We start from the raw sequence: 25,237 nt of genomic DNA on the forward strand, positions 1-25,237 counted from the left end.
GTCTGGTCCAAACCTTTCCCTATTCAATCGACTGATCGAACAAGGAGCTGACGCTTATGTCCGCTAAAGAAGTCAAGTTTGGCGCCTCTGCGCGCGAACGCATGCTCAAGGGTGTCGACACCCTTGCCAATGCCGTGAAAGTGACCCTCGGCCCGAAAGGCCGCAACGTGGTCATCGAGAAGTCCTTCGGCGCGCCGCGCACCACGAAAGACGGCGTTTCGGTCGCCAAGGAAATCGAACTGGAAGACAAGTTCGAGAACATGGGCGCCCAGATGGTCCGCGAAGTCGCTTCGCGCACCAATGACGAAGCCGGTGACGGCACCACGACCGCCACGGTTCTGGCCCAGGCCATTATCCGCGAGGGCATGAAGTCTGTGGCCGCCGGCATGAACCCGATGGATCTGAAACGCGGTATCGACAAGGCCGTGCTGAAAGTGGTCGAGGACATCAAGGCCAACTCCACCCCGATCAAGGGTTCTTCGGAGATTGCCCAGGTCGGCACGATCTCTGCCAATGGCGAAAAGGAAATCGGCGAGATGATCGCCCGCGCCATGGAAAAAGTCGGCAATGAAGGCGTCATCACGGTCGAGGAAGCCAAATCCCTCGAAACCGAGCTGGATGTCGTTGAAGGCATGCAGTTCGACCGCGGCTACCTGTCACCCTATTTCGTGACCAATGCCGACAAGATGGCTGTCGAGCTGGATGACCCCTACATCCTGCTGTTCGAGAAGAAGCTGTCCTCGCTGCAATCCATGCTGCCGGTCCTGGAAGCCGTGGTGCAGTCCAACCGTCCGCTGCTTATCGTGGCTGAAGATGTCGAGGGCGAGGCTCTGGCCACGCTCGTCGTCAACAAGCTGCGTGGCGGCCTGAAAGTGGCTGCCGTGAAGGCTCCGGGCTTTGGTGACCGCCGCAAGGCCATGCTGGAGGACATCGCTGTCCTGACCGGCGGCCAGGTTGTCTCTGAAGATCTCGGCATCAAGCTGGAAAACGTGACGCTGGACATGCTGGGCACGGCCAAGCGCGTCTCGATCACCAAGGACGACACCACCATCGTTGACGGTGCTGGCGAGAAGTCCGCGATCGAAGGCCGCGTGAACCAGATCCGCAAGCAGATCGAAGACACCTCGTCTGACTACGACAAGGAAAAGCTGCAGGAACGTCTGGCTAAACTCGCCGGCGGTGTGGCCGTGATCAAGGTCGGCGGCGGCTCTGAAATCGAAGTGAAAGAGCGTAAGGACCGTGTTGACGATGCCCTGAACGCCACCCGCGCTGCGGTGGAAGAAGGCATCGTGGCCGGTGGCGGCGTGGCCCTGCTCAAAGCGGCCAAGGCCCTTGAAGGCCTGGAAGGCGACAATGCCGACCAGACCCAAGGCATCGCCATCATCGCGCGCGCCATCCAGGCGCCGATCCGCCAGATCTCCGAAAACGCCGGGGTCGAAGGCTCCATCGTTGTCGGCAAGATCCTGGAAAACAGCTCGCACGGTTTCGGCTTCAACGCCCAGACCGAAGAGTATGGCGACATGTTCGCCTTCGGCATCATCGACCCGGCCAAAGTGGTGCGTACTGCCCTGCAGGACGCGGCCTCTGTCGGCTCGCTGATGATCACGACCGAAGCGGCCGTTGCCGAACTGCCGAAGAAAGATGCCCCGCCGGCCATGCCGGGTGGCGGCATGGGCGATATGGGCTTCTAGGAAGCTTCTATCCCTTCGGAATACGGAAAAGGGCGGCTGGCAACAGCCGCCCTTTTCTATTTGTGCGGGCTAGGACTCAGAGCGAAGAGCGAACTCGCCGGAAACGAGCCCGCGCGGAGCCCCATCCGCCGTCACCGCCCCCACTTCGAACGACACTGCGGCGTGCCGTCCGGACGTCAGGCGAGGCGTCGCCAACACGCGCTTTTCCGTCACCGACACGCCGCCCAGCTCATTTCTGCGCCATTCGACCGCTTCGAAAACCTCGAACTCCCAGACCAGTTCACAGGCCGGCCGCCGGGCGGCGCGCGCACCCTCCTCAGGCGCCTCCACCGCGCACGCATTCACGATGATGACGAGGCCATACTGCGCCTCGAGCGGCTGGTCCTCCAGGAAGAGCATCACCGGCTCGCCCAGTGCGATCCGGTAATCGCCCGACATGCTGGAGGACTGCGTCGCTTCAGCAACCCGCAGCGCGAATCCAACCTCTACGTCCTCGGCATTTGCCATCGGCGCAAACAGCAGGACCGCCGTGCCCATGGCTGCTGCCGCAGCGGCCCCGATGCCGCCGAATACCCATCTATGACCCTTCATAATTGTCTCCTTCAAGCCTTCAGCCAACGCCGACAGCTGCCGGGGCCGGGTTCTGAGATATTCCAGGATCAGCGACCGGATGACGGCCCCGCTTGAGACGCCTTCCTCGCGGCATCGCGCGAGAAACTCCTCCTTCAGCTGGTCGGGCAGGCGCACGTCCAGCTTCGCGTTGGCTTTCAGCTTTTTGATCCGGTCGCGTTTCATGGCGTCTCCCAGCGTGAAGGCTCTTTGGGAAGCCAAGCTAGCAAATGCGTGTCATGACGCGCACAAAATCCGTGTCGGACATGCGTTTTTCTTGGCAAACTGACCCGCGCTGTCATGGCCCGGCTTGCCTTTTCACCTCGTCATTCCAGAAAGCCCGTTAGGGCTAAGAACCCAGTTGATTTAAAAAAGGGCCTGGGTTGCGGGTCTGCAGCTTCGCTCCGCCCGGAATGACGAAGGGCGGGGCGAGGAAAAAAACGCCCCTACCCCCCTCACATGCCCCTCAAGCGCATCGAGGCGGGCGGTGGCATGGGCGATATGGGCTTCTAGGAAGCTTCTATCCCTTCGGAATACGGAAAAGGGCGGCTCATCTGAGCCGCCCTTTTTGTTTCTCAGTTGGACGGAATTTAAGATGGATGTCATGTCGCGGTAAGGCGCCGCACCCCTTTATTTCCCCCATCAAGGGAGGAACACGTCCATGAAACATCTCATCTGGGCCGTAGCGGCCAGCCCGCTGCTCATCGCCGCCACACCGGCTCCGCCAGAACCACCTCATCCGCCGCGCATGGTGATGGTCGAGCGGCCCGGAGCGCCTCCCGCCCCCGCCGCACCGGGCCGTCATGCCCGGGTGATGCTGGAATTCACGCTTGATGAGGAGACGGGCTGGACGGACGAACACGACGCCATTCTGGACGAGGCAATGGAATCCCTGCGCGCGGCGCTGGATGCCCTGCCCGGCCGCGTAGAGGCCGATGTCGGCCTGCACTGGCGTGACCGCGAGTTTGGTCCTGCGGACCGGGAACGCGTCCGGGCGATGGTCGAACGCGCCCGCGACCGGGCCGCCGAGGCGCGCGCTGAAGGCGAGCATGCAAGGCAGGCCGCACACCTTGCCCGCCTGCACGGCGAACGCGCCCATGCGATCGGCCTGCGCGCCGGTGCGCGCGGGATGGAAGCGGGCCTGCGCGCCATAGACGAGGCGCTGGAACGCGGTGAGGTCACGCGCTACGGCGAAACCCGCCCGATGACGGCGGAGGAGCGTGCAGAGCTGATAGAGACCCGCGCGCGCCTCGAAGCGCGCATGGCAGGGTTCCGCGATGAACACGCCGTGTTCCTGGGCGATGATGCCGAGGGCGAGCGCCGCGTGGTCGTCCTGCGCCGCGACGGCGCGCCCCCGGAGACGATGGAATGGCGCGACCGTTCACAGCGCCGCAATGTCCGCATTGAAGACCGCGATGGCCGCCTGCGCGTCTGGCTGGACGGCGAAGAGCTGGAGGGCGATGCCCTCACCAGCTGGCTCAATTCCGGCGAGGGCCAGCGCATGACCCGCCAGCGCCCGGAACCGCCACTGCCGGGAGGGGAGTGAGGGGAAAACATTTGTCATGGCCCGGTTTATCCGGGCCACCCATGCCTGAGAGCTTGTATTTCGGGCCGTAAAGCGGCCCGCAAGGCCGACCGGCCGCCCGCGACTTTTCGCGGAACATCGCAACGCGGATGCGTTGCGGAACTAAAGAGGCATGGGTCCCCCGGACCGCTTCGCGGCCGGAGGATGACAGCCTTGCTGAGCCGTACGCGAATCCAAATCAAAAAAAAGGCCCGGCATCCAGAAGATGCCGGGCTTTGAAATTTTGGTTGGTCGATAAGAGACGTCTCCTCCCCAGAGCCGTCACTCAAGAAGACAAGACGGTCAGGCCCTGTCTGTTAATGAAACTGACTCGATGGCTCGCATCCGTCAACCCTCTAATGCAAGGCAGGTTTTCGTTTTTGCCGCAGCGCACCCATTATCCGCGCGCGGACAGACGGGTGAGGATCGCCGATACCAGCTCGCTGCGCGGCACCGAGAATTGCTGTTTCTGCTCTTTCCACTCATCGCGGTCGGTGATCGATTCGGCCAGCTGTGCGCCGAGTTTGAGATCCTTGATCTGGACGGTGCCGCTGGCGAACTCCTCCTCACCGCAAATGACGGCAAAGGCCGCATCGCGCCGGTCGGCGTATTTGAGCTGCTTGCCCATATTGCCATTGCCGGTAAAGGCTTCCGCGCGCAGGCCCGCGCTGCGCAGCTCAGCGGCCATCGCGAAATAATCTGCCATGCGCGCCTTGTCGGCAGCGACCACGATGACGAGCGGCGCAGCATCAGCCCCTTCCAGACGCCCCAGCGCGGAGAGCGCGGCAGCAAACCGGCTGACCCCGAAGGAGAAGCCCGTCGCGGGAACCTGCTGGCCGGTAAAGCGGGCGACGAGATCATCATAGCGCCCGCCAGAGGCCACCGAGCCGAACTGCATCGGGCTGCCATCGGGATAGGTGGGGGTGGCCAATAGCTCGGTCTCGAAGACCGGGCCGGTATAATAGCCAAGGCCCCGGACGACCGACGGATCGAACACGGCCAGCTCTTCCGGGATACCCAGCGCCGTCAGGATGGCGTTGATCTCCTCAAGCGCCTCTACCCCGGCCCTGGCGGCGGTTTCGCCTGCACTGCCTGCAAGGCGCGCGGTCACTTCCGCGCGGGTGCCGCCGGCTTTTGAAGCTTCAAGAAAGCCCAGCACGCGCGCGCGGCCCGCCTCGTCCAGCCCGGCCCCTTCAGTGAAGTCGCCGCTTTCGTCCTTGCGGCCCTTGCCGAGCAGAAGCTCCACGCCCTCCATGCCCAGCCGGTCCAGCTTGTCGATGGCGCGCAGCACGCGCATGCGGCGGGTATCGTCGGCGGACCCAAGGCTTTCCAGCACACCATCGAGCAGGCGGCGATCATTCACGCGGATGACGAAATCGCTGTCATTCAGGCCAGCCGCGCGCATCACTTCGGCGGCGAGCGCAATCATCTCCGCATCGGCGGCAGGGCCGGACGCGCCGACATTATCGGCGTCGCACTGGACGAACTGGCGGAAACGGCCCGGCCCCGGCTTCTCATTGCGCCACACCTCGCCAAACTGGTAGCGGCGATAGGGTTTGACCAGATTCTGAAAGCCTTCGGCGGCAAAGCGCGCGAGCGGAGCGGTCAGGTCATAGCGCAGCGCCATCCACTGCCCGTCATCATCCTGCATGGCGAACACGCCCTCATTGGGACGGTCTTCGTCTGGCAGGAACTTGCCGAGCGCATCGGCATACTCGAACGCAGGTGTTTCCAGCGGCTCAAACCCCCAGCGCTCATAGACGGCAGAGGCAGCGCTCACCAGCGCGCGCTCGGCCCGGATCACATGGGCGGCCCGGTCCTCGAACCCGCGCGGGCGGCGCGCCTTGGGACGGAAGGTTTTCTCTTTGGCCATGGGTGTGATCCGTGAAACGGGAATGGAAACGGTATCGAAAGGAGGGCCGGAGTAGCCTTTGCACGCGCCGCTTTCAAGCGGCCCGCCCCTTGCACGATCATCAACTAGCCGTCCAAACTTTAAAGGCCAGTGTTCCAATGCAGCTCATACGCGCCCTCACCGCATGCCTTCTCCTGCTCGCCGCTGGCAGCTCGCCTGTCCTTGCACAGGATGCGGGACAGCTGATTGCACTCTCTGAGCGCTTGCAGGGCGAGGCCGAGGCGCGGGCGGACGCTCTGGAGAATGGCGGCGTTCCGGCCATCGACGCGGACGATGTGTTTCTCGGCGATACCGCCCGCTTCTCGTCCGACATGCGCGCGCTGGCGCTTCATATCGATGCGCATGGCGGCCCGGCTGATCTGCCTTGCATCTTCCGGGGCATGGCCGAAGACGCCGACATGCGCCGCACGTCGCTGGAGGCGGACCCGGCCAGCGTAGAAGACTATCGCCAGCTGGCGCGCACCTTCTCCCACGCCGTCATCATCGCGGCGGACGTGGAAACCGAAGGCCCGGATACCGGCTTTCCGCCTTCCTGTCCGTCTGCGGGATAGATGAAGCCCCGGACGCGCAGCGATCCGGGGCCTCTCTCAACGTGTTCTGCATCCGGTCCCGGATGGCCCTACGGGCCTGCAGGAGTTCAGATCGAACTGTTGCTGAACCCCCGGAACCGCGTTCGCGGTATCCGGGGCCTGTTGCGATCACCTGCTTCTAGTCGACGTATTTCACATTGCAGCCATAGGGCTGGGTCTCGGGCGTTTCCACCTCTTCACCCGCCAGCACGGCATTGAGCGCGATCTGCGCATAGGGGATGGGGTCGGGATCGCCAGCGCGCGGACGCGGCTGGTCATCAATGCCGCCATTATAGCGCAGCGTGCCTTCACCATCGATGACATACATTTGCGGGGTGGTGCGCGCATCATAGGCCCGGCCAATCACGCCTTCCGGGTCCATGAAGACATGGGCGACATTCGCCCCGCGCTCGACATTCAGCTCCAGCGCGCGTTCGGCGCTGACATAGCCCTGCTCGCCGGGGGCCGAGGAGATCACCTGAATCCAGACGACATCATTGCCGGCCGCTTCATCCTGCAGGGACTGCATATTGCCCTGATAGTGGCGCACGACGAACGGGCAGTCATGATTGGTCCATTCCAGCATCACGGTCTGGCCGGAGAAATCGGCCAGCGTTACCGTCTCGCCGGTCGCGGTCGTGGCGGTGAAGTCGGGCGCGCGCTCGCCAATGACAGGCTGTGCATGGGCGGCAGCGCCGAAGCTCAGCGCGGTCGCAGCCAGAAGGCTGGCGGTCAGGGTAAAGGTGCGGCGGGAAATGGCCATGGCGGGAAGTCTCCTCATTGTGAAGGTCAAGGCTTCGAGTGGCACTAGTTACCGGCGGCAGCCTCCACCGCCCGGATCATGATGGTCTCAGTCAACAGCGGCGGAAGGATGTCCGGCTCTCCGCCATCTGCCGGGTACATAAGGTAGAACGGAACACCGGGCGCGCCATGCTCGGCAAGCACCCCGGCGATCACAGGATCGCGGTTGGTAAAGTCGGCGCGCAGCAGGGCGACATTGTTTTCGGCGAAGGCTGACCGCACGCGATTGTCTGCCAGCGCGCCCAGCTTGTTGACCTGACAGGTCACACACCAGGCAGCCGTAAAGTCGACAAACACCGCGCGCCCCTCGCTGCGCAACTCCTCCACCCGTGCCGGGCTCCACTCCTCATACTCACCATTACCCGCAGCAATGGCCGCTGGTTCCAGATTGGCTGTTGTCCAGAGTGCGCCGGCGGCCAGCAGCACACCGGCAATGCCTGCCGCACGCGAAAGCAGGGTCGGCGAGCGAAGGGCCCAGACTGCAAAGCTGATCGCCAAAAACAGGACGAGTATCCAGAGCACGCCAGCTGCGCCGGTCTGCACGCTCAAGACCCAGACGAGCCAGATCGCCGTGGCAAACATGGGGAAGGCGAGGAATTGCTTGAAGCGCTCCATCCACACGCCGGGTTTGGGCAGGAAGGCGAGAAGGCGCGGCTCGAAGCTGACAATCACGAAGGGCAGGGCCAGGCCCACACCCAGGAAGGCAAAAATGGTCAGCGAGGCAAGCGGCGGCTGGGCCAGCGCGAAGGCGAGCGCGCTCGCCATGACGGGAGCCAGACACGGTGCGGCCACGAAGACAGCCAGAACGCCGGTGAGGAACGCGCCGGAGCGGTCATTGCCCTGCACATGGCCGCCGACACTCTGCAGGGACGTCCCGATCTCGAAAAAGCCGAGGAAGTTGAGCCCGATGAGGAACATCAGCGCGGCAAGGCCGGCGACCACCCATGGCTCCTGCAGCTGGAAGCCCCAGACCTCCATGCCGCCAAGCCCCCGCAAGGCCAGTACCAGCCCGCCCAGCGCCAGGAAGGTGAGGATCACCCCTGCCCCGAAGATCAGGCCCAGCTCGCGCGCATGGGCGCGCTCGGCGCCGCGCTTCTGCACGATGGTGAGCGCCTTCATGGAGAGGATCGGGAACACGCATGGCATGAGATTGAGGATCAGGCCGCCAACAAGCGCAAACAGTGCCGCCTGCCAGAAGCTGATGGCCGGGGCAGGCGTGCCGCCGCCAGAGCCGCCGGTTGCTGCCGTGACAGGCGCCGGCGCGGCCAGATCATTGACCTGCTCATCCGCTACAGCCGTCACCTCGATGACGCGGCGCTGCCAGTTGCGGCCCGTAAACGCCTCGAACGACAACACCCCGGTGTAATCGGCATTGATGGCATTACGGGTGAGGAAGCCGGGCGTCAGGTCGATACGGGCAAACCCGTCCTCGATGCGCGCGGGCTGCGGCGCGCTGTGATTCACCACACCGCCATCATGCGGGAAGAAATAGAGCTCGCGTATTCCGTCCGGACCGGGCGCGAATGTCTCGCCTGCCAATGACAGGATCAGGGCATCGCCGTCATGGGTCAGGCCAGCTTCTATGTCCACGCCGCGTTGCGGTGCCAGAGCGAAGGCTGCCTCGATCAGACGGGCGCCATTGGCATCGTCAACGCTCTCTCCGATCTCCAGTGTAATCTCGAACGTGGCATCCTCGGGGATGCAGATATCCTCGCAGACCAGCCAGGTGCCTTCGCCCGTTATGGTGATCGTGCCGGGCTCTGCATCGGCTGGTACCGTCACCGGCACGGGAAGCGTGACCTGGTCTTCATAGCCGTAATTGGTCAACGGGCCGATCCGGTAGGTCGAGGGCGCAGGCCACACCATGTCACCAACGGTCCAGCCCTCGGGAAGGTCCAGGAACAGGCGGGTCGCCTCGCCGCTATCGCCGGGATTGCGCCAGTAGGTATGCCAGTGCGGGGTGATTTCCTGATGCAGGGCGAGGCGGAAGGTTTCGCCCGGCGCTACCGAGCTGCGGTCGCTGACAAGGCTCGCCTCGACCATTGGCCCGCTGGCGCTTTGCGCAGCCGCCAGTCCGGTCGACAGGAAAAGGGCGGCCAGGCATCCGGCAAGAAAGGCACGCAACAAGGCAGTCTCCCTACATTCATCTTCCGATGCAGCCCGACAGATATAGCTGCCATTCCAGTCAGTAACGAGGGGGGCTGACGGTCTTGTGATCCAGCGGCGCAAACCGGATATGCAAATGGCGGCCCCGCAGGGACCGCCATTTTAACTCTACCGCCGTATGAAGCCCGGTTTACGCCTCGGGCGGGGGCGGCGCCATGGTGGGTCGCGACATGGAGGACGAGGTCACCTCACCAGCACGAAATGCCGCACGCGCCATGATCTGCTCCCAGCGGGCCTGGGACAGCACATGGGCATAAATCGCGCCCAGATAGCTGTTGTCACGAAGCTCCTCGAGTGTCTTGCTCGGCAGCTCGCTCAGCTTCTTCAGGGAGAGCCCCCAGTAGGTAGCCACAACCTGCGGCTCCCCAACCGGATTACCGGCCTGATCGCGAGGCTGGAAGCGGGTCGTCTGCTCTTCAAACATATCCAGCTCTTTCATGCGGTCCACGAAGAGCTGGGTGACGGCCACATCGCTCTCGTAACGGCGCACGAATTCGATGGCGCGTTGCGTGAACTCGGTCGGCTTGCCGTCAGCATCGAAGAACTCGAAGTCTGGCTTGTCAGAGAAGAGGTGGGACTGGGTATCCACGCAGACCGTGAAACGGTCCTTCTCTTCGGTATGGACCGCGCCCACAAACGGGTAGCGGCGAACGAAAGCCGGCACATAGTGAAACGGCGCGTACTCGCTGGTCTTCGAGTCGACAAACAGGTTTTCACCAGCCTGCAGCCCCATCACCGCCACGGAAATCTTGGATTCGCCGAGAAAGATAATCGGATAGTCACCGCCCGCAGAGGCAAATTCACCAACCGTCACCGGCACGAAATGCGTTTCGTTCAGAAAATCGAACGGACGGTCGCCGTACTTCAACCCTTTGCCCTTGTGGAGCTGGGCGTTGAGCGGTTCGGGCTTCTTGTAAAGCGGCAGCGTGCCCTGGATCTGGGGCGCGCCGGTTGCGGCATCAGCCATGGAAAATTCCCCTTGAAAAAACACTTGCAGGCTTGTTAGCGGAGCAACCTTTCCAAGGCAACACAGCCCCGCACGTTATTGGTGCGGGGCTGTATGCAAGCCTCTTGCCAGCAGCAATCAGAAACGTGTCGCCAGCGCCACCCGCACATTCCGGCCCGGCAGCGGGATGTAATCCTTCAGGAAGGAGGAGTGAATGCGCGCTTCCTCATCGGTGATATTGCGCACCGCGAAAATCAGCTGGACATCACGCTCGGCAAACGGACGCCAACGGGCATCCGCATTGAGCAGCGTGTAACCATCCGTCGGCAGTTCGTTCTCGAACACGCGTGTCTGCTCGCTCACGAAGCGGGCTTCGGTACGCAAGGAGAGCGGGCCATTGTCGGCGGTGACCGAAAGCGCACCAGACATCGGCGAGATGCGCGGCAGATTGCCTCCGCCATCGATTTCGCCGCGCACATAGTCGATGCTCGCCTCTCCAGTGAAGTCAAAACCTGACAGGGCAAACAGCGGCGCACTCACGCGCGCTTCAAATCCGTAGAGGCGTGCGTCTTCCTGCCGGAATTCCAGAACCGGCAGGCCATCCTCTTCGGCGCCCGTCGGGAACAGCTCGATGAAGCCGTCATAGTCGGCATAGAACACCGACGCTTCCGCGCTGAGGCCGCCCGCGGACGTGTAACGTGCCGTGCCTTCAATCGACCACGCCACTTCCGTTGACAGGTCCAGATTGCCCACCTCATAGGCCTGGGTGGCCAGGTGAGGTCCGTCTGCATACACTTCCACATCGCTGGGCGCGCGTTCGGAACGTGACAGCGTGCCGGCCAGGAACCAGCCCTCTGCCGGGCGCAGGAATACCGCGCCCGAAGCCGAAACGGTGTTGAAGCGGCGATTGGCGCTCTGCGCCGTCAGCTCACGCGTGTCGGCACGGGCACCGATCTCCACGCCCCAGCTGTCAAAGTCCCAGCGCTCGGTAGCAAACAGGCCGAAATCCTGCGTGGTGACAGCCTCGATGAACGCCTCATCGCCGGTCGCTTCAAAGTCCTGGGTCAGCGCCGTGGCGCCCCAGGCACCCTGACGCTGGTTTCCATGGCCGTGCCGCAGCTCAACGCGGGCTTCAAAGCCCTCCTTGTCGAAAATGGTCTGCTCGTCATCCTCGATTTCGGCGTGAACATAGTCGGCATAGGCCAGCGACCAGCGCACCCGGTTAAAGAAGCCGTTGAGGGCAATCTCGCCGCGCAGATCCACACGGCTCTGCTCCAGCACAAGGCGCGGCGCGTGCTCATGATCATGCTCGTGGTCGTGATCATGGTCATCATCGTCGTGATCATCATCATGGTCGTCGTGATGCGGGTGGACGTGGCCGGGAATGCCGTACTCGGCCTCGGTGCGCTTGAACCCGATGCCGACAAAACCCCAATTACCCACAATCGACGCACCCAGCGAGCCGGCCTCAAACACATAGTCGGTGTCCGGGGCGAAGCCGAAGGCCTCGTCGTCATGGTCGTGATCGTGGTCATCGTCATCGTGATCATCATGGTCATGATCGTGGTCTTCCATGGCCCGCAGGCGCGCGGATTCCGCAAAGCCCGGAATGTCGTAGACACCCGCCTGACGGCGCTGGAATTCGCCTTGTGCGACCAGCTCACCCCAGACAAAGCCACCGCGGACAAAGCCCTCGCGGCCTTCATTGCCTGTAGTTGCGCCCAGATAGACTTCGCCGAAGACCGGGTTTTCCGGCATGGTCTCAGGGATACGGCCATCGAACACGTTCACCACGCCGCCAATCGCGCCGCCGCCAAACCCGATCGCAGCCGGGCCGCGCAGCACTTCAACGCCCGTGGAGCCGAGCACATCCACCGCCACAGCGTGGTCCGGGCTGGAGGAGGAGGCATCAAGCCCGTCGAGCCCGTTGATCAGCACGCGCACGCGCTCTGAGCCGAGCCCCCGGATAACCGGGCGGCCGGACGCAGGGCCAAAGAAGGTCGTCGACACGCCCGGCAGACGCTCCAGCGTCTGGGCTATATTGCCGGACAAATCACGGATCAGATCATCGCGGTCGAGCACATCCACCGAGCCGGTCACGGAATCGCGCGACACCGCCAGCGCCGAGGAGGTCACCGTGATGGTTTCCACCTCGTCAGCGAGTGTGTCAGCCAGCGCGCCGCTGGAAGCGGCAGCGAGGACGGAGACGCTGGCGGCCAGCATCAGGGAGGTGCGCGCGTGTTTCATGATGGCTCCTGCAGTCGTGGGGAGATCACGCCGCCGGACAAGCCAACAGCGCAACGTTATACTGTTGCGCGACGTCATATTATTACATAACGCTCGCTGGCAACCCCGCGCGCTGCACCCATATGCAGAAAGGCTCGCGCTTTTGCCGCGATCGCTGTATCGGTGAGGCTTATGGGACACACGCACACCAGTACCGAGACCAAGCTCGCCAAGGCCGACGCCCTGTGCGCGCAGAAAGGCCTGTCGCTCACCCCCTTGCGCAAGCGCGTGCTTGAGCTGCTGCTGGAGGCGGGCGGGCCGGTGAAGGCGTATGATCTTCTGGCTGCGCTGAAACCCGATGGCAGCGCCCAGCCACCAACCATTTACCGCGCGCTCGACTTCCTCACCCAGGCAGGCCTTGCCCACCGGGTAGAGGCGCTCAACGCCTATCTGGCCTGCGTCCACGGGCATGGTGACGAGATCGCCGAGCTGTTCATCTGCGAGACCTGCGGCACGGTGCGCGAGCAGCACGCCCCTGCCCTGCCCGATCATACCCCGGAAGGGTTTCAGATCGCCCGCTCCGTGCTGGAGCATTACGGGCGCTGCGCAGCCTGCAGCAAGGCGTGACGCGCCAGCCCGAACCGGCCTAGGCTTTTACCGGTCAGACAAAGAGGCGGGAGGCCAGCATGCAAGAGCTGTGGCGCGGCAATGCGAATGCGTGGGAGTGCGATGAGCTGGGGCACATGAATGTGCGCTTCTACATCGCCAAGGCCATGCAGGCGGCCGGCACGCTGTCCGACCTCGCCGGCATGCGCCATGCCTTCCGCAGCGACGCCATCGCCACGCTGATCACACGCGAGCTGCAGGTGCGCTATCTGGCCGAGTGCCATGCCGGTGTGCCGCTGGTCATCCATGGCGGGGTGACAGAAGTTGGCGAGGACAGTTTGGAGCTGGCCCTCATCATGGAGCACACCGTCAAGGAGCGCCCGGCGGCCAGCTTCCTGATACGCCTCGATCATTGCGATCCGCGTTCGGGCAAATCCTTCAACTGGTCAGACCGGCTGCGCGAGGGGCTGGAGGCGCTGCGTATCGAGCGGCCTGCCGAAGTGACGCCGCGCACCCTCACCGCCTCCAAACCGCGCAGCGACATCTCGCTGAAGCTCGCCGACAGGCTGGGCATGGCGGTGACAGGGCGCGGCCGCTTCGGGCCGGAAGATGCCGATATTTTCGGGCGCATGCGCGCGGAATCCGCCATCGGCAAAACCTCCGACAGCGTGATCCATTTCAGGGACGGCTTCCCCGAAGAATGGTCCGCCCATGGCGACGGGGCCGGGCTGGAGCTTGGCGGCGCGCTGCTCGAAGCGCGCATCATCTATCGCCGCCTGCCTTTGCCCGGAGATGGCTATCTGATGCGTTCCGGGCTTATCGGCGCGAACGAAAACGTCCGCTCGCTGGTCCACTGGATGCTGGACCCTGTTAGCGGCCAGCCGCTCTGGTCCATCGAAGGCGTCGCCTGCATGATGGACCTCAAGGCCCGCCGCCTGTTCAAGACACCGCCTGACCGGCTGGCGGAATTGCGGGCGAAGGTGATTGAAGGTTTGAGCGTTTAGGGGGCTCGCGCCATTGATAGCTGGGAGATAGCTGATGAAGTATTCTCGCGAAAACGCCGCGCTCCGCTTCGAAGGCTTTCTGGCTGGGAATGACGGAGAGCCTACAGACGAGCCTGCGGCCGTGGTCATACACCTGCCGGACCAAGCCAGTGCAACCAATCCGGCTATCTTGGTCGAGGTGTTTCGTGGCGACCTGACATCGCCCTGGACCACCAAACGCATCTGCGGCGAACACACTCTTCAGTCGCTATCCATGGCTCTTCGGTTTTCTGAAGCGCTGATTGCAACTTTTCGTTGATTTTTGTCGCGAGCGGCGCTAGCTCTGTCCAACCTCCATAGTTTGGCGGAGAGAAAGAAATGAATATATATCGCATTGCCGTTACCGCGATCTTCCTTGCTTTCGTTGCAACCACTAACGCCGACGCCCAAAATAATCCTAGTAGTGGAGCCTGTCTCGATTTCCGGAATTGCAATTCTGGCTCGCCGGGGCTGAACGATCCGCATGGGCAAATATTTGATAGCTCTTATTTGAACTACCTAGCCGGGCAATTTGGTGCCAGATTAAGCACCTTCCAGTGCCTCGCCGAAGAGTGCCAAATGCCAAAAGCCGAGTGCGAGGCCTACTGCGACCGCATTTACAACAACATTATCGAATGGTGCCGCAGCCTGAGGACCAGCCAAGAGCGAGCAGTATGCTATGGCGACGCTTCCGCTGAATACGGGCGATGCCTTGCCCGCTGCCCAAGAAGCTAGCAGGCCCTACCGGCTTGCCAACCGAACTGTCGAGAGGGGCGCAGCCAACAAAAAAACCCCGGTGCGTCACCGCACCGGGGCTCTTCGTCAGTCATTCACCTGAAAATCAGGCCGCCTTCTTCGGCGCGAAGCGGGCGTAGAAGGTTTCCTTCTTCGCCGCCATGTCGCGCAGGAGCTGGGGCACCTCGAACGGCTTGCCGTACTTCTTGGCGAGCTCGTCGGCACGTGTCACGAACACGCCGGTGCCAACCGTGTCGATGAAGGAGATCACGCCGCCGGTATAGGGCGCAAAGCCCCAGCCGAGGATCGAGCCGACATCGGCCTCGCGCGGGTCTTCAACAATGCCTTCGGCCATGGTGCGGGCCGCCTCGATGGCTTGCGCGTAGAGGATACGGTCCTTGATCTCGCCCACGCTGGGCTGCTGGTCTTCGGGCAGCAGCTTGCCGCCCGGAGCGAACTGACCCAGCTCGTCCCACAGGCGCTTGCCGCCCTCCTCATAGACGTAGAAGCCCTTGGCATTCTTGCGGCCATAGCGGCCGAGCTCATACATCTTCTCGATGACCTGTGCGTTGGGCGTGTCTTCGAACTGGTCGCCCAGATCCTTCTTGGTCTGCTGGAGCACCTTGTAGCCGAGATCGATGGCCACCTCGTCCTGCAGGGAGAGCGGGCCGACGGGCATGCCCGCCATCTTGGCCGCATTCTCGATGAGGGCGGGTTTCACGCCTTCGGTCAGCAGATACATGCCCTGCTCGATATAGCGCATCACGCAGCGGTTTGCGTAGAAGCCGCGCGTATCGGCCACCACAATCGGCGTCTTCTTGATCTTGCCGACGAAATCGATGGCGCGGCTGACGGCGAGATCGCCCGTCTTCTCGCCCACGATCAGCTCGACCAGATTCATCTTCTCGACCGGCGAGAAGAAGTGAATGCCGATGAAATTGTCCGGACGCTCCGAAGCCTTCGCCAGCGAGCTGATCGGAATGGTGGAGGTGTTGGAACCAAAGATCGCGCCCTTGGGCATGACAGCTTCGGCCTTTTTGGTGATCTCGGCTTTCAGGTCGGAGTTTTCAAACACCGCCTCGACGACGAGATCGACGTCTTTCAGCGCGCCGTAATCGGTCGTCGCGGTGATGAGGTCAGCCAGCTTTTTGGCCTTCTCCTCGCTGATCTTGCCGCGTTTCACGCCCTTGGCGAAGAAGTCGACCGCGTGCTGCTTGCCCTTGTCGGCGCCTTCCTGATTGACGTCGATCAGCACAACCTCGATCCCGGCCTGGGCCGACACGGTGGTGATGCCCGCACCCATGAAGCCTGCGCCGATGACGCCGATCTTCTTGATCTCGGATTTCTCCTGACCGGCGGGGCGGCGGCTGCCCTTGTCCAGCGATTGCTTGGACAGGAAGAGCGAGCGGATCATGTTGCGGCTTTCCGGGCGCATCAGCAGCTTGGTGAAATAGCGGCTCTCAATGCGCAGACCCGCATCCATCGGCACCTGCAGGCCCTCATAGACGCAGGACAGGATGTAGCGCTGGGCCGGGTAGTTGCCGTAGGTCTCTTTAAGCAGCATGGGGGACGCGCCGCCGAAAATCTGCATGCCCTGCGGGTGGAAAGGACCACCGCCGGGGATTTTGAACTTGTCCTGATCCCAGGGCTGCTTCGAGCCGAGCGGATTGGCCTTCACCAGCTCTTTCGCCTTGGCAACGATCTCCGAAGCAGGGGCCACTTCGTGGACCACGCCCTGCTGCTTGGCAGTGTCCGCATCCAGCTGCTTGCCCTGCAGCATGACAGGGGCCGCATTCATCACGCCGACAAGGCGCGGCAGGCGCTGCGTGCCGCCACCGCCGGGCAGAACGCCGACAAGGCTTTCGGGCAGGCCGAGCTTGGCGCCGGTATCGTTCGCCATCACGCGGTAATGACAGGCCAGCGTCACCTCGAACCCGCCGCCGAGCGCGAGGCCATTAATGGCCGCCGCGACCGGCTTACCGCAGGTTTCCAGCGCGCGCAGCTGCGAGTTCAGGCGGAAGGCAGTGTCAAACAGCTTCTGCTTGGCTTCCTCTTCGGACAGACCTTTCAGGTCCAGCATGCCTGCGCCCAGCTCGGAGAGGTCCGCGCCTGCGCAGAACGCCTTCTTGCCGGAGGTAATGACCGCGCCTTTGATTGCGTCGTCAGAGCCGATCTTGTCGACGATCTGGCCCAGCTCGGCCATCACCGCGGCCGAAAGCACGTTCATGGATACGTTGGGTGAGTCAAAGGTGATGAGGGCAATGCCGTCGCCATCCAGCTCGAATTTGAAATGTGTGTAGCTCATTTTGTTTCTCCTGCGCCCTCGCCCTTCGAGACGCCACGTTGTGGCTCCTCAGGGTGAGGGCTTGGTTCTGTGCTGTTGTCCCTCATCCTGAGGAGGCCGTCAGGCCGTCTCGAAGGACGAGGGACAGGCAAACCCTGTGACCTAGACCCGCTCGATGATGGTGGCTGTGCCCATGCCGCCGCCGACGCAGAGCGTGGCGAGCGCCGTGCCCTTGCCGGTGCGCTCCAGCTCATCCAGCAGCGTGCCAAGGATCATCGCGCCGGTCGCGCCGAGCGGGTGGCCAAGCGCAATCGCGCCGCCATTGACGTTCACCTTGTCGTGCGGGACGCCTAAGTCTTCCATGAAGCGCAGAACGACCGCGGCAAACGCCTCGTTCATCTCGTAAAGATCGATGTCGGATGCGCTCATGCCGGCTTTCTTCAGCGCCTTGCGCGCAGACGGGGCCGGGCCGGTCAGCATGATGGTCGGCTCGGACCCGATGGAGGCCATGGAGCGGATGCGCGCGCGGGGTTTCAGGCCCAGTCTCTCGCCCATCTCCTTGTTGCCAACCAGAATGGCCGCCGCGCCATCCACGATGCCGGACGAGTTGCCCGCATGGTGGACGAAGTTGATCTTCTCAACGTCCGGATAGCGCTGGATCGCCACGTTATCGAGCCCCACAAAGGCCGCGAGATCACGGAAGGCGGGCTTCAGGCTCGCCAGTGACTGCATGTCGGTTTCGGGGCGCATATATTCGTCATGGTCCAGCTGGGTGAGGCCGAGCTGGTTCTTCACCGCGACGACCGACTTCTTGAAGCGGCCTTCATCCCACGCCTTCTTGGCGCGCTTCTGGCTCTCCACAGCGTACGCGTCCACATCATCGCGCGAATAGCCATATTTGGAGGCGATGAGATCAGCGGAGATGCCTTGCGGCACGAAGTAATGGTCAAACGCCATTTCCGGATCGACGACCATCGCGCCGCCATCAGAGCCCATCGGTACGCGGCTCATGGCTTCCACGCCGCCGCCAATGGCCATGTCGGCCTCGCCGGACATGACTTTCGCAGCCGCCAGGTTCACCGCCTCAAGGCCAGAGGCGCAGAAACGGTTCACCTGAAAACCAGACGCCGTCTCGGCATAGCCGGCATTGAGCGCCGCTGCGCGGGCAATATTGCCGCCCTGCTCGCCCACCGGCGAGACGCAGCCCAGGATCACGTCATCAATGACGCTGGTATCGAGATTATTGCGCTCGCGGATCGCCTCGAGCTGCTGGGTAGCCAGCTGCAGAGCCGTGATCTCGTGCAGCGTGCCGTTCTTCTTGCCTTTGCCGCGCGGGGTGCGCGTGGCGTCGTAAATATAGGCGTCGGTCATGGGAGACTCCCTGTTGGCGGTTTCTTATTGGCAGCGGTATCGGATCCAGTCGTAATGACCGTCCTCCACCGTGATTTCGTCCGGGCCGGTGGCCCTTATGGTCAGTGTCCTGTCAGGCTCGCTCTGGCCTTCGGCGGTGCAGGAGACACGGGCAAAGCTCATATCGCCTTCCCGGCCCAGCGTGTTTACCGCGCAGACAAGCTCGTAAAGGGCCCAGCGCTCGGCGGTGAGCGTGAACATGCCTTCGCGTTCGCAGGCGCGGCTCATGCCCCAGCGCCCGGCGAAATTGGCGTTGAAATGGTCGAAAGCGTCGTCAGGCGCGGGTTCCACGCCAGCTTGCTCTGCCTCATCCTCAACGGTCATGCCGTCAACCGGGTCTGGGCGCATATCCTCTTCCGGCGGACGCTCGGGCGGCTCGCACGCGGCAAGCATGACGGCAGCGGCAAGGGCGGTGAAAAACATATAGCGGGTCATCGGGAATCTCCGTTTCCGGCCCCCTTCACCACTACGTCGAAATTCACCGAGTTCGCGATGAAGCAGCGCTCATGGGCCTCGTGATGAAGCCGGGCGATGTCTTCAGCGCCCGGGCGCCTGTCACCTGAAAAGGTTATCCCGGGCCGAAGTTCCACGAATGTCATGCCCGTGCGCCCATCCTCGCGCTTGCCGAGCGCGCCAATCGCCTTGTCCTCATAACGGTCGACGGTGAAGCCCGCCTTGGCGGCCAGCGCGAGGAAGAACAGCATGTGGCAGCTGGAAAGCGCCGCCACGATAGCCTCTTCCGGGTCCACCGCCGCCGGGTCCGACATCGGCTCCGGAACCGAGCTGGGTGCCGACGACCCCGCCACAACCGCCCCGCCATCAAAGTGCCAGTCATGGCGCCTTGAATAGCGGTTGGACGCGAAGTCCTGGCCATCGCGCTCCCAGACAATCGTGGCGGTGTGTTCGCTCATCCCTACAGAGTCCGTGAGATCAGCAGCTTCATGATCTCGTTGGTGCCGCCATAGATGCGTTGCACACGCGCATCGCGCCACATGCGGGCAATCGGGTACTCGTTCATGAAGCCATAGCCGCCATGCAGCTGCACGCATTCGTCCACCAGCTCGCACTGGATGTCGGTGACCCAGTATTTCGCCATGGAGGCGGTAGAGGCATCGAGCTTGCCCTGGATGAGCAGGTCCGAGCAGTGCTGGACGAACACCTCGGCGATGGTCGCCTTGGTCTTCAGCTCGGCCAGCTTGAACTGGGTGTTCTGGAACTCGATGATGGATTTGCCGAACGCCTTGCGGTCCTTAACATAGGCAATCGTCTCGGCGAGCGCGCGCTTCATCATGCCCACGCCCTGCACCGCGATCTGCAGGCGTTCCTGCGGCAGCTGTTCCATGAGGTGGATAAAGCCCATGCCCTCGCTCTCGCCGAGCAACGCGTCGGCCGACACCCACATATCCTCGAAGAACAGCTCTGCCGTGTCCTGGGCTTTCAGGCCCACCTTGTCGAGATTGCGCCCGCGCCGGAAGCCTTCCAGCCCGTCGGTTTCCACGAGGAAGAGCGAGGTGCCCTTGGCGCCGGCCTTGGGATCTGTCTTGGCCACAACGATGATGAAATTGGCCGTGCCGCCATTGGTGATGAAGGTTTTCGCGCCATTGATGCGATAGCCATTGCCGTCTTTCACGGCAGTGGTTTTCACGCCTTGCAGGTCGGAACCTGCGCCCGGCTCGGTCATCGCAATCGCGCCGACATATTCGCCGGAAATGAGCTTGGGGATCAGCTTTTCTTTTTGCTCTTTCGTGCCGTAATGCCAGACATAGGGGCCGACGATGGAGTTGTGCAAAGACGCGCCCCAGCCATCCACGCCGAGCTCCGACACGGCCATGTGGAAAGCGTAGTCGTGGCGCCAGTCGCCGCCCGCACCGCCGAACTCTTCTGGCGCTGCCGGGCAGAGAAGCCCGGCTTCACCGGCCTTGGTCCAGACTTCGCGGTCGACCGCGCCTTCCTTCTCCCAGCGGTCGCCATGCGGCAGGCATTCCTTTTCCAGGAAGCCGCGTACGGCATGATCGAACATATTGACGTCTTCCTGGTCGAGCCAGGCGGGCTTGGGATTGGCCAGAATGGCGGCGGCATTGGCGGACATGGGGGTCGTCTCCTCCGGTCTAGTCTTGTTTCGTGTTTCCAGCCCTCGTGCTTCGAGCGTCACTGCGCTCCTCGACATGAGGGCTGACGGCGAACCCTCATCCTGAGGAGCGCGTCAGCGCGCCTCGAAGGATCAAGGGTTCGCAAGTCATCAGAACTGCTCAGCCGTCAGCGCCATCATGGTGTCGGCGCCGGCCTCCACCTTGGCCAGATGCGCGTCGGCGTCGGGCAGCCAGCGCTGCAGGAAATAGTGCCCGGTCGCCAGCTTGGAGGCGTAGATCGGATCGTCAGAGCCTTCCGCGATCTTCTCCAGCGACACTTTCGCCATCCGCCCCCACATCCAGGCAAAGCAGGTCAGGCCAAAGAGGTGGAGGTAATCGGTCGAGGCCGCTCCGGCATTGTCGAAATTCTCAAGACCCTTCTCGACCAGCCAGTTGGTGGCTTTCTGCAGCTTGGCCTTGGTCGCGGCGAGGCCGTCCAGGAAGGGCTCCAGCTCCTTATTGCCTTTATTGTCGGCCACGAAGGCGTCCATCTCGGCAAAGAAGGTGTTGATCGGGCGCATCCCGTTCATGGCGAGCTTGCGGCCCACCAGATCGAGTGCCTGCACGCCGTTGGTGCCTTCATAGATCAGGGTGATGCGGGCATCGCGCAGGAGCTGTTCGATACCCCATTCGCGGGTGAAGCCTGACCCGCCATGGATCTGCAGGCCTTTCGAGACGCTGTCATACCCCTTGTCGGTGAGATATGCCTTCACGATCGGGGTGAGCAGCGCCATGTAGTCGCCCGACTTGGTGCGGGTTTCCTCGTCGGCCGCCTTGTGTTCGAGATCGCCCTGCAGCGCGGTCCACAGCGTGAAGGCGCGGCCCGCCTCGACGAACACTTTCTGGTCCATCAGCATGCGGCGCACATCGGGATGGACGATGATCGGGTCGGCGGGACCATCAGGATTTTTCGGCCCCGTCAGCGAACGGCCCTGAATGCGGTCCTTCGCGAACGCCAGCGAGTATTGATAGGCGGTTTCGGCGAGCGCCAGACCCTGCAGGCCAACGCCGAGGCGCGCCTCGTTCATCATGACGAACATGATGCGCAGGCCCTTGTTTTCCTCGCCGACGAGCCAGCCGGTCGCCTCGTCATAATTCATCACGCAGGTGGCATTGCCGTGAATGCCCATCTTCTCTTCCAGCCCGCCGCACTTCACGCCATTGCGCTTGCCCGGATTGCCATTCTCGTCGGGGATGAATTTGGGCACCACGAAGAGCGAGATACCCTTCACGCCAGCAGGCGCACCCTCGACGCGGGCGAGCACCAGGTGGATGATGTTCTGGCTCATCGGATGTTCACCGGCCGAGATCCAGATCTTCTGACCGGAGATTTTGTAGGTGCCATCGCCATTGGGCACCGCCTTGGTGCGCAGCATGCCAAGATCGGTACCGCAATGCGGCTCGGTCAGGTTCATCGTGCCTGACCACTCGCCGGAGATCATTTTGGGCAGGTAGAGCTGCTTCTGCTCGTCAGACCCGCCGACATGGAGCGCCTGTGCGGCGCCCCCCGTAAGGCCCGGATACATGCCGAACGCCATATTGGTGGCCGTCACCATCTCGTTGAAGGCAAGGTTCAGATAGTGGGGCAGGCCCTGCCCGCCATATTCGGGATCGGCAGAGAGTGCCGTCCAGCCACCTTCGGTCAGCTGGTCATAGGCTTCTTTAAAGCCGTTGGGGACTACCACTTCGCCGTCAGGCTGGAGGCGGCAGCCCTCATGATCGCCTACCTTGTTGAGCGGGTAGAGTACGTTCTCGCAGAACTTGCCGCCCTCTTCGAGAATGGCATCGACAATATCGGCGCTGGCATCGGAAAAGCCCGGCAGATTGCTGTATTGCTGGATGTTCAGCACATCGTTGAGGACAAAGCGCTGGTCACGGATAGGGGCGCGGTAGCTGGGCATGAGGAGTATCTCCGGTATTGATGTCCTGGGTGTGTTCTAGGGGTGCTCCCGCGGGGCGGGCGCATCGAAAATCTAGGGCTGGTCTGGCGGTCCGACAGACCATTGCATCAGGCGCGCAGCGGCCAGCGCCTCGAAGGCGCGCGCGCGGCGCTTGATGTCTTCAGGCGGATCGCGATCATTGAGGCGCTCCTCCATCCACACGACACCCGCTTCCAGCTCGCCTATCGCATCGTCAATGTCGTCGCGCTGGCGCTTCAGATCTTCGATGCGCGCGCGAAACCGCAGGATCGAGTTTTCCAGATGCCCGCGGCTGGCATGTTCGGTCGCCTCAAGATCGAGCATTTCCTTGATCTCGGCTAGCGAAAACCCGACGCGCTTGCCCCGCAGGATGAGGATAAGCCGGGCCCGGTCCGCAGCCGTATAGAGGCGCGTAGCCCCTTTGCGCTGCGGCGTTATGAGCCCCTGCTGTTCGTAAAAGCGCAAGGCGCGCGGCGTCACACCGAACGATGCGGCCAGATCGCGGATCGAATAGAGTGTCTCTGCACAGGGTGACGCCGTCATGCACGCACTGTCCGCGAAGTTGACGTTCACGTCAACGTCAATTCGAGTTAACGTCAGACATACTGCATGCCGCCTTGACCGCGCCCCAATGGCGCGCTTGGCTCTGCGCCAAGCCTGCGCCGGAGGAAAAACATCCAATGTCTGTCAGCACCATCTTACTGGCTCTGTCCCTCGCGGCAACGCCGCCAGCCGGGCCGTCGCGGCTTGACCCGACCGACATTGAGGCGCTTGAAGCGCTGCTGCGCGCCATGGATGCCCCGGCAGAGGAGCAGGAGGCAGCCAGTGATGGGGACACCTCAGACGAGGCCGCTGAGGACGACGCAGTCCTGGAAGATACGGGACTGGACGAGGAAGCTGCAGAAGAAGAAGCCGGAGACGGCAGCGAGGCGCCAGAGCCGGACGCCGGAGCGGCCGCCGATGACGATGAGCCGGCTCCGGCAGCCTCCGCTGAAGCCAGCCCCGCCCCCTTGCCGCACCGCATGACGCCCCATGTGGGTATGGACCAGTATGAGGCCGTGCGCGGCTCGGCTTTTGGCAGCGCTCTGGCCCTGAACTGGCAGGTGACTGTCGCGCCGCTGGACGATTCCGGCGCACCCTATGCGGATGTGGCGTTTGAGGACGAAGCTCACATACAGTCACGCACCTTTTTCGCCGGAAGCAACTGGGCCGGAGAACGCTCGGTCAATGGCGTCTGGATTTATGATTTCGAGGCAAGCCGCATCCTGCGGCTCGATGCCGCTGGCAGCACCTACACCAACACCTCCGCCTTTGCCGCCGCCCGGCGCAATGTTGATATCTACGCCGCCCTCTCGGGCGGCGGTCAGGCAGAGGAAATCGCGTTCGGTCCGCAGACGAGCTTCCACCGCTTCTGGCTGGAGGCAGCGATGGGTGTCGCCGCTGCGCCGGCCGGCCTGACGCACACCACACGCCCTGCAGACACGGAGGAGGGCGCCCTCTCCGGTGGAACCGTCACAAGCTGGTATCGCGGCGAGGATAGCCCTGCCATTGCCAGCGCCTGGACAGGGTGCAGCGGCGTGGAAATATCACCCGCCGGGCATCGCACTCTGATTACGGCCTTCGCCCACAGGCTGGCCATTCATCCTGACATTCTGACGGCCTTGCGCGATGGCGGCGAACCTGTATGCGGCCTGTCATTCACCGTCATAAGCCCCGAAACGCCGCAAGGGCGGGTCGAGCACTGGCGGCTGGACGGCACCGAACCACTGCCCTTCGACGCCTTCGGATTTGACGAAGCAACCCTTGCCCTCCCCGGTCAGGATCTCATCGAAGACAGCCTGCGGGAGACCATTGCCTCTGCGCTGAACGGTGGGCTGGGCGATCCACCCTCCCCACCCGATTTCATGGTGGAAATACAGAGCCTGCAGCGCGAAGACGACTTCGCCGGTGCCTTGCTCACCCTCGTGCAGGAGACCACCCATTTTGATCTATGCCCAGCCGAGACAATCGGTTCGGAGCGCCTCGCATGCGCCGGTGCCGAAAGGCTCGCCGGGGCAGGGACAGGCGATGCCGGGTTCGAGGCCATATCCGAAGCAACGCAGGCCGCCGGCGAAGGCGCGCACCGTCTCGCGGTGGAGCGCCTCCTGCCCTACCTGGACCGTGATGGTCACGCAGGCTCGGCCGCCCGCGCCATGGTGGCCCGCCAGCTGATTGAATGGGGCGAAGAAGGGTTGGCCGAACACCCCGGCCTCGATCCGGCCGGGCTGCTCACCGAGGCGCTGGCGATGGATCCGTTTGCCGCGAACCTCTACTGGCATCTGGCCATGCGCTATATGGTAGCCGGGGCGCCCGATGAAGCGTGGTATTTCCTTGATACAGGACGGGCCCTGCCCGGACGCGCGTCCACGCCGACGCTTGGCCAGGCAGAGGCGCTTGAACAGCGCCTGCGCTTGCTCGCCCCGGCGCTGTTTCCGGGCAATGCAGCACAGTGAGCCGAATTTAAGGAAACTTTACGCGCCGTTAACCGCATCGCGGGTTCTTGTTAACCGTTAAGGACGGGGGTGGAACGCCCGTGTGCAACGGATAGCTGTGGAAACACCACATATTGCGGTCAGCGATCCTGTTTACACAATATTAACCGTTCCGCT

20 protein-coding genes are annotated in these 25,237 nt (G+C 63.0%); 7 read left to right on the forward strand and 13 right to left on the reverse strand.

The window, feature by feature from the left end:
* Positions 1 to 56: 56 nt before the first annotated feature.
* Positions 57 to 1,691, forward strand: a complete 1,635-nt coding sequence (groL, locus tag X907_RS11010) for a chaperonin GroEL (RefSeq protein ID WP_127567948.1) — start codon at positions 57 to 59, stop codon at positions 1,689 to 1,691.
* 69 nt (positions 1,692 to 1,760) lie between these two features.
* Here groL and X907_RS11015 read toward each other — a convergent pair whose 3' ends face one another.
* Positions 1,761 to 2,486 carry a ribbon-helix-helix protein, CopG family gene (locus X907_RS11015; protein ID WP_127567951.1) on the reverse strand — a complete coding sequence of 242 codons (726 nt, stop codon included), beginning with the start codon at positions 2,484 to 2,486 and terminating at the stop codon, positions 1,761 to 1,763.
* A 475-nt stretch (positions 2,487 to 2,961) separates the two neighbouring features.
* Between X907_RS11015 and X907_RS11020 the strand changes: the two genes are divergently transcribed.
* The gene (locus X907_RS11020) at positions 2,962 to 3,846 is read left to right on the forward strand and encodes a hypothetical protein (protein ID WP_127567953.1); all 885 of its coding nucleotides are present in this window, start codon (positions 2,962 to 2,964) and stop codon (positions 3,844 to 3,846) included.
* 415 nt (positions 3,847 to 4,261) lie between these two features.
* Here the strand turns inward: X907_RS11020 and hisS are convergent, their stop codons facing one another.
* Positions 4,262 to 5,737 (reverse strand): histidine--tRNA ligase, encoded by a 1,476-nt coding sequence (gene hisS, locus X907_RS11025; RefSeq protein WP_127567955.1) that lies wholly within the window; start codon positions 5,735 to 5,737, stop codon positions 4,262 to 4,264.
* A gap of 137 nt (positions 5,738 to 5,874) precedes the next feature.
* Between hisS and X907_RS11030 the strand changes: the two genes are divergently transcribed.
* Positions 5,875 to 6,327 (forward strand): hypothetical protein, encoded by a 453-nt coding sequence (locus X907_RS11030; RefSeq protein WP_127567957.1) that lies wholly within the window; start codon positions 5,875 to 5,877, stop codon positions 6,325 to 6,327.
* 157 nt (positions 6,328 to 6,484) lie between these two features.
* Here the strand turns inward: X907_RS11030 and X907_RS11035 are convergent, their stop codons facing one another.
* The 4 genes from X907_RS11035 to X907_RS11050 all read right to left on the reverse strand — a co-directional run bounded on the left by X907_RS11035 (position 6,485) and on the right by X907_RS11050 (position 12,505).
* Positions 6,485 to 7,108, reverse strand: a complete 624-nt coding sequence (locus X907_RS11035) for a redoxin domain-containing protein (protein WP_127567959.1) — start codon at positions 7,106 to 7,108, stop codon at positions 6,485 to 6,487.
* A 44-nt stretch (positions 7,109 to 7,152) separates the two neighbouring features.
* Entirely contained in the window at positions 7,153 to 9,273 is a 2,121-nt protein-coding gene (locus X907_RS11040) for a protein-disulfide reductase DsbD family protein (protein WP_127567961.1), read from the reverse strand.
* Positions 9,274 to 9,442: 169 nt separating this feature from the next.
* Entirely contained in the window at positions 9,443 to 10,279 is an 837-nt protein-coding gene (locus X907_RS11045; RefSeq protein WP_127567963.1) for a SapC family protein, read from the reverse strand.
* Between the two features lie 117 nt (positions 10,280 to 10,396).
* Entirely contained in the window at positions 10,397 to 12,505 is a 2,109-nt protein-coding gene (locus X907_RS11050; RefSeq protein ID WP_127567965.1) for a TonB-dependent receptor, read from the reverse strand.
* A gap of 171 nt (positions 12,506 to 12,676) precedes the next feature.
* Between X907_RS11050 and X907_RS11055 the strand changes: the two genes are divergently transcribed.
* Genes X907_RS11055 through X907_RS11065 form a run of 3 tightly spaced genes read left to right on the forward strand, consistent with a single transcriptional unit; the run spans position 12,677 to position 14,392 of the window.
* Complete coding sequence (locus X907_RS11055; RefSeq protein WP_127567967.1) at positions 12,677 to 13,111, forward strand: Fur family transcriptional regulator; 435 nt, start codon at positions 12,677 to 12,679, stop codon at positions 13,109 to 13,111.
* Between the two features lie 59 nt (positions 13,112 to 13,170).
* Positions 13,171 to 14,094: a thioesterase family protein gene (locus X907_RS11060; protein WP_127567969.1), complete on the forward strand. Its 924-nt coding sequence runs from the start codon at positions 13,171 to 13,173 to the stop codon at positions 14,092 to 14,094.
* Between the two features lie 34 nt (positions 14,095 to 14,128).
* The gene (locus X907_RS11065) at positions 14,129 to 14,392 is read left to right on the forward strand and encodes a hypothetical protein (RefSeq protein ID WP_127567971.1); all 264 of its coding nucleotides are present in this window, start codon (positions 14,129 to 14,131) and stop codon (positions 14,390 to 14,392) included.
* Between the two features lie 561 nt (positions 14,393 to 14,953).
* Here X907_RS11065 and X907_RS11070 read toward each other — a convergent pair.
* The 7 genes from X907_RS11070 to X907_RS11100 all read right to left on the reverse strand — a co-directional run bounded on the left by X907_RS11070 (position 14,954) and on the right by X907_RS11100 (position 23,132).
* A complete protein-coding gene (locus X907_RS11070; protein WP_127567973.1) occupies positions 14,954 to 17,152 on the reverse strand; it encodes a 3-hydroxyacyl-CoA dehydrogenase NAD-binding domain-containing protein in 2,199 nt (732 codons plus the stop codon).
* Between the two features lie 141 nt (positions 17,153 to 17,293).
* Positions 17,294 to 18,502, reverse strand: a complete 1,209-nt coding sequence (locus tag X907_RS11075; protein ID WP_127567975.1) for an acetyl-CoA C-acetyltransferase — start codon at positions 18,500 to 18,502, stop codon at positions 17,294 to 17,296.
* A gap of 24 nt (positions 18,503 to 18,526) precedes the next feature.
* Complete coding sequence (locus X907_RS11080) at positions 18,527 to 18,976, reverse strand: hypothetical protein (RefSeq protein ID WP_127567977.1); 450 nt, start codon at positions 18,974 to 18,976, stop codon at positions 18,527 to 18,529.
* Positions 18,973 to 19,452 (reverse strand): OsmC family protein, encoded by a 480-nt coding sequence (locus X907_RS11085; protein ID WP_127567979.1) that lies wholly within the window; start codon positions 19,450 to 19,452, stop codon positions 18,973 to 18,975. Before X907_RS11085 ends, X907_RS11080 begins: the two co-directional genes overlap by 4 nt.
* A gap of 2 nt (positions 19,453 to 19,454) precedes the next feature.
* Positions 19,455 to 20,630 carry an acyl-CoA dehydrogenase family protein gene (locus X907_RS11090; RefSeq protein WP_127567981.1) on the reverse strand — a complete coding sequence of 392 codons (1,176 nt, stop codon included), beginning with the start codon at positions 20,628 to 20,630 and terminating at the stop codon, positions 19,455 to 19,457.
* Positions 20,631 to 20,780: 150 nt separating this feature from the next.
* The gene (locus X907_RS11095) at positions 20,781 to 22,571 is read right to left on the reverse strand and encodes an acyl-CoA dehydrogenase C-terminal domain-containing protein (protein WP_127567983.1); all 1,791 of its coding nucleotides are present in this window, start codon (positions 22,569 to 22,571) and stop codon (positions 20,781 to 20,783) included.
* A gap of 72 nt (positions 22,572 to 22,643) precedes the next feature.
* The gene (locus X907_RS11100) at positions 22,644 to 23,132 is read right to left on the reverse strand and encodes a MerR family transcriptional regulator (protein ID WP_127567985.1); all 489 of its coding nucleotides are present in this window, start codon (positions 23,130 to 23,132) and stop codon (positions 22,644 to 22,646) included.
* A gap of 137 nt (positions 23,133 to 23,269) precedes the next feature.
* On the opposite strand from X907_RS11100, the gene X907_RS11105 reads away from it, so the two are divergent.
* Positions 23,270 to 25,081, forward strand: a complete 1,812-nt coding sequence (locus X907_RS11105) for a hypothetical protein (protein ID WP_127567987.1) — start codon at positions 23,270 to 23,272, stop codon at positions 25,079 to 25,081.
* Positions 25,082 to 25,237: the final 156 nt, after the last annotated feature.

It is taken from the genome of Glycocaulis alkaliphilus (assembly GCF_004000605.1).
In the GTDB taxonomy this organism is placed as follows: domain Bacteria; phylum Pseudomonadota; class Alphaproteobacteria; order Caulobacterales; family Maricaulaceae; genus Glycocaulis; species Glycocaulis alkaliphilus.

Excerpts from the sequence above, each read along its gene's own strand:
- X907_RS11090 (WP_127567981.1), bottom strand. The coding sequence starts at position 20,630 with ATGTCCGCCAATGCCGCCGCCATTCTGGCCAATCCCAAGCCCGCCTGG.
- X907_RS11045 (WP_127567963.1), bottom strand. The coding sequence starts at position 10,279 with ATGGCTGATGCCGCAACCGGCGCGCCCCAGATCCAGGGCACGCTGCCG.
- X907_RS11015 (WP_127567951.1), bottom strand. The coding sequence starts at position 2,486 with ATGAAACGCGACCGGATCAAAAAGCTGAAAGCCAACGCGAAGCTGGAC.
- X907_RS11085 (WP_127567979.1), bottom strand. The coding sequence starts at position 19,452 with ATGAGCGAACACACCGCCACGATTGTCTGGGAGCGCGATGGCCAGGAC.
- X907_RS11080 (WP_127567977.1), bottom strand. The coding sequence starts at position 18,976 with ATGACCCGCTATATGTTTTTCACCGCCCTTGCCGCTGCCGTCATGCTT.
- X907_RS11070 (WP_127567973.1), bottom strand. The coding sequence starts at position 17,152 with ATGAGCTACACACATTTCAAATTCGAGCTGGATGGCGACGGCATTGCC.
- X907_RS11100 (WP_127567985.1), bottom strand. The coding sequence starts at position 23,132 with ATGACGGCGTCACCCTGTGCAGAGACACTCTATTCGATCCGCGATCTG.
- X907_RS11050 (WP_127567965.1), bottom strand. The coding sequence starts at position 12,505 with ATGAAACACGCGCGCACCTCCCTGATGCTGGCCGCCAGCGTCTCCGTC.
- X907_RS11055 (WP_127567967.1), top strand. The coding sequence starts at position 12,677 with ATGGGACACACGCACACCAGTACCGAGACCAAGCTCGCCAAGGCCGAC.
- X907_RS11030 (WP_127567957.1), top strand. The coding sequence starts at position 5,875 with ATGCAGCTCATACGCGCCCTCACCGCATGCCTTCTCCTGCTCGCCGCT.
- X907_RS11060 (WP_127567969.1), top strand. The coding sequence starts at position 13,171 with ATGCAAGAGCTGTGGCGCGGCAATGCGAATGCGTGGGAGTGCGATGAG.
- X907_RS11075 (WP_127567975.1), bottom strand. The coding sequence starts at position 18,502 with ATGACCGACGCCTATATTTACGACGCCACGCGCACCCCGCGCGGCAAA.
- X907_RS11065 (WP_127567971.1), top strand. The coding sequence starts at position 14,129 with ATGAAGTATTCTCGCGAAAACGCCGCGCTCCGCTTCGAAGGCTTTCTG.
- X907_RS11105 (WP_127567987.1), top strand. The coding sequence starts at position 23,270 with ATGTCTGTCAGCACCATCTTACTGGCTCTGTCCCTCGCGGCAACGCCG.
- X907_RS11035 (WP_127567959.1), bottom strand. The coding sequence starts at position 7,108 with ATGGCCATTTCCCGCCGCACCTTTACCCTGACCGCCAGCCTTCTGGCT.
- X907_RS11020 (WP_127567953.1), top strand. The coding sequence starts at position 2,962 with ATGAAACATCTCATCTGGGCCGTAGCGGCCAGCCCGCTGCTCATCGCC.
- groL (WP_127567948.1), top strand. The coding sequence starts at position 57 with ATGTCCGCTAAAGAAGTCAAGTTTGGCGCCTCTGCGCGCGAACGCATG.
- hisS (WP_127567955.1), bottom strand. The coding sequence starts at position 5,737 with ATGGCCAAAGAGAAAACCTTCCGTCCCAAGGCGCGCCGCCCGCGCGGG.
- X907_RS11095 (WP_127567983.1), bottom strand. The coding sequence starts at position 22,571 with ATGCCCAGCTACCGCGCCCCTATCCGTGACCAGCGCTTTGTCCTCAAC.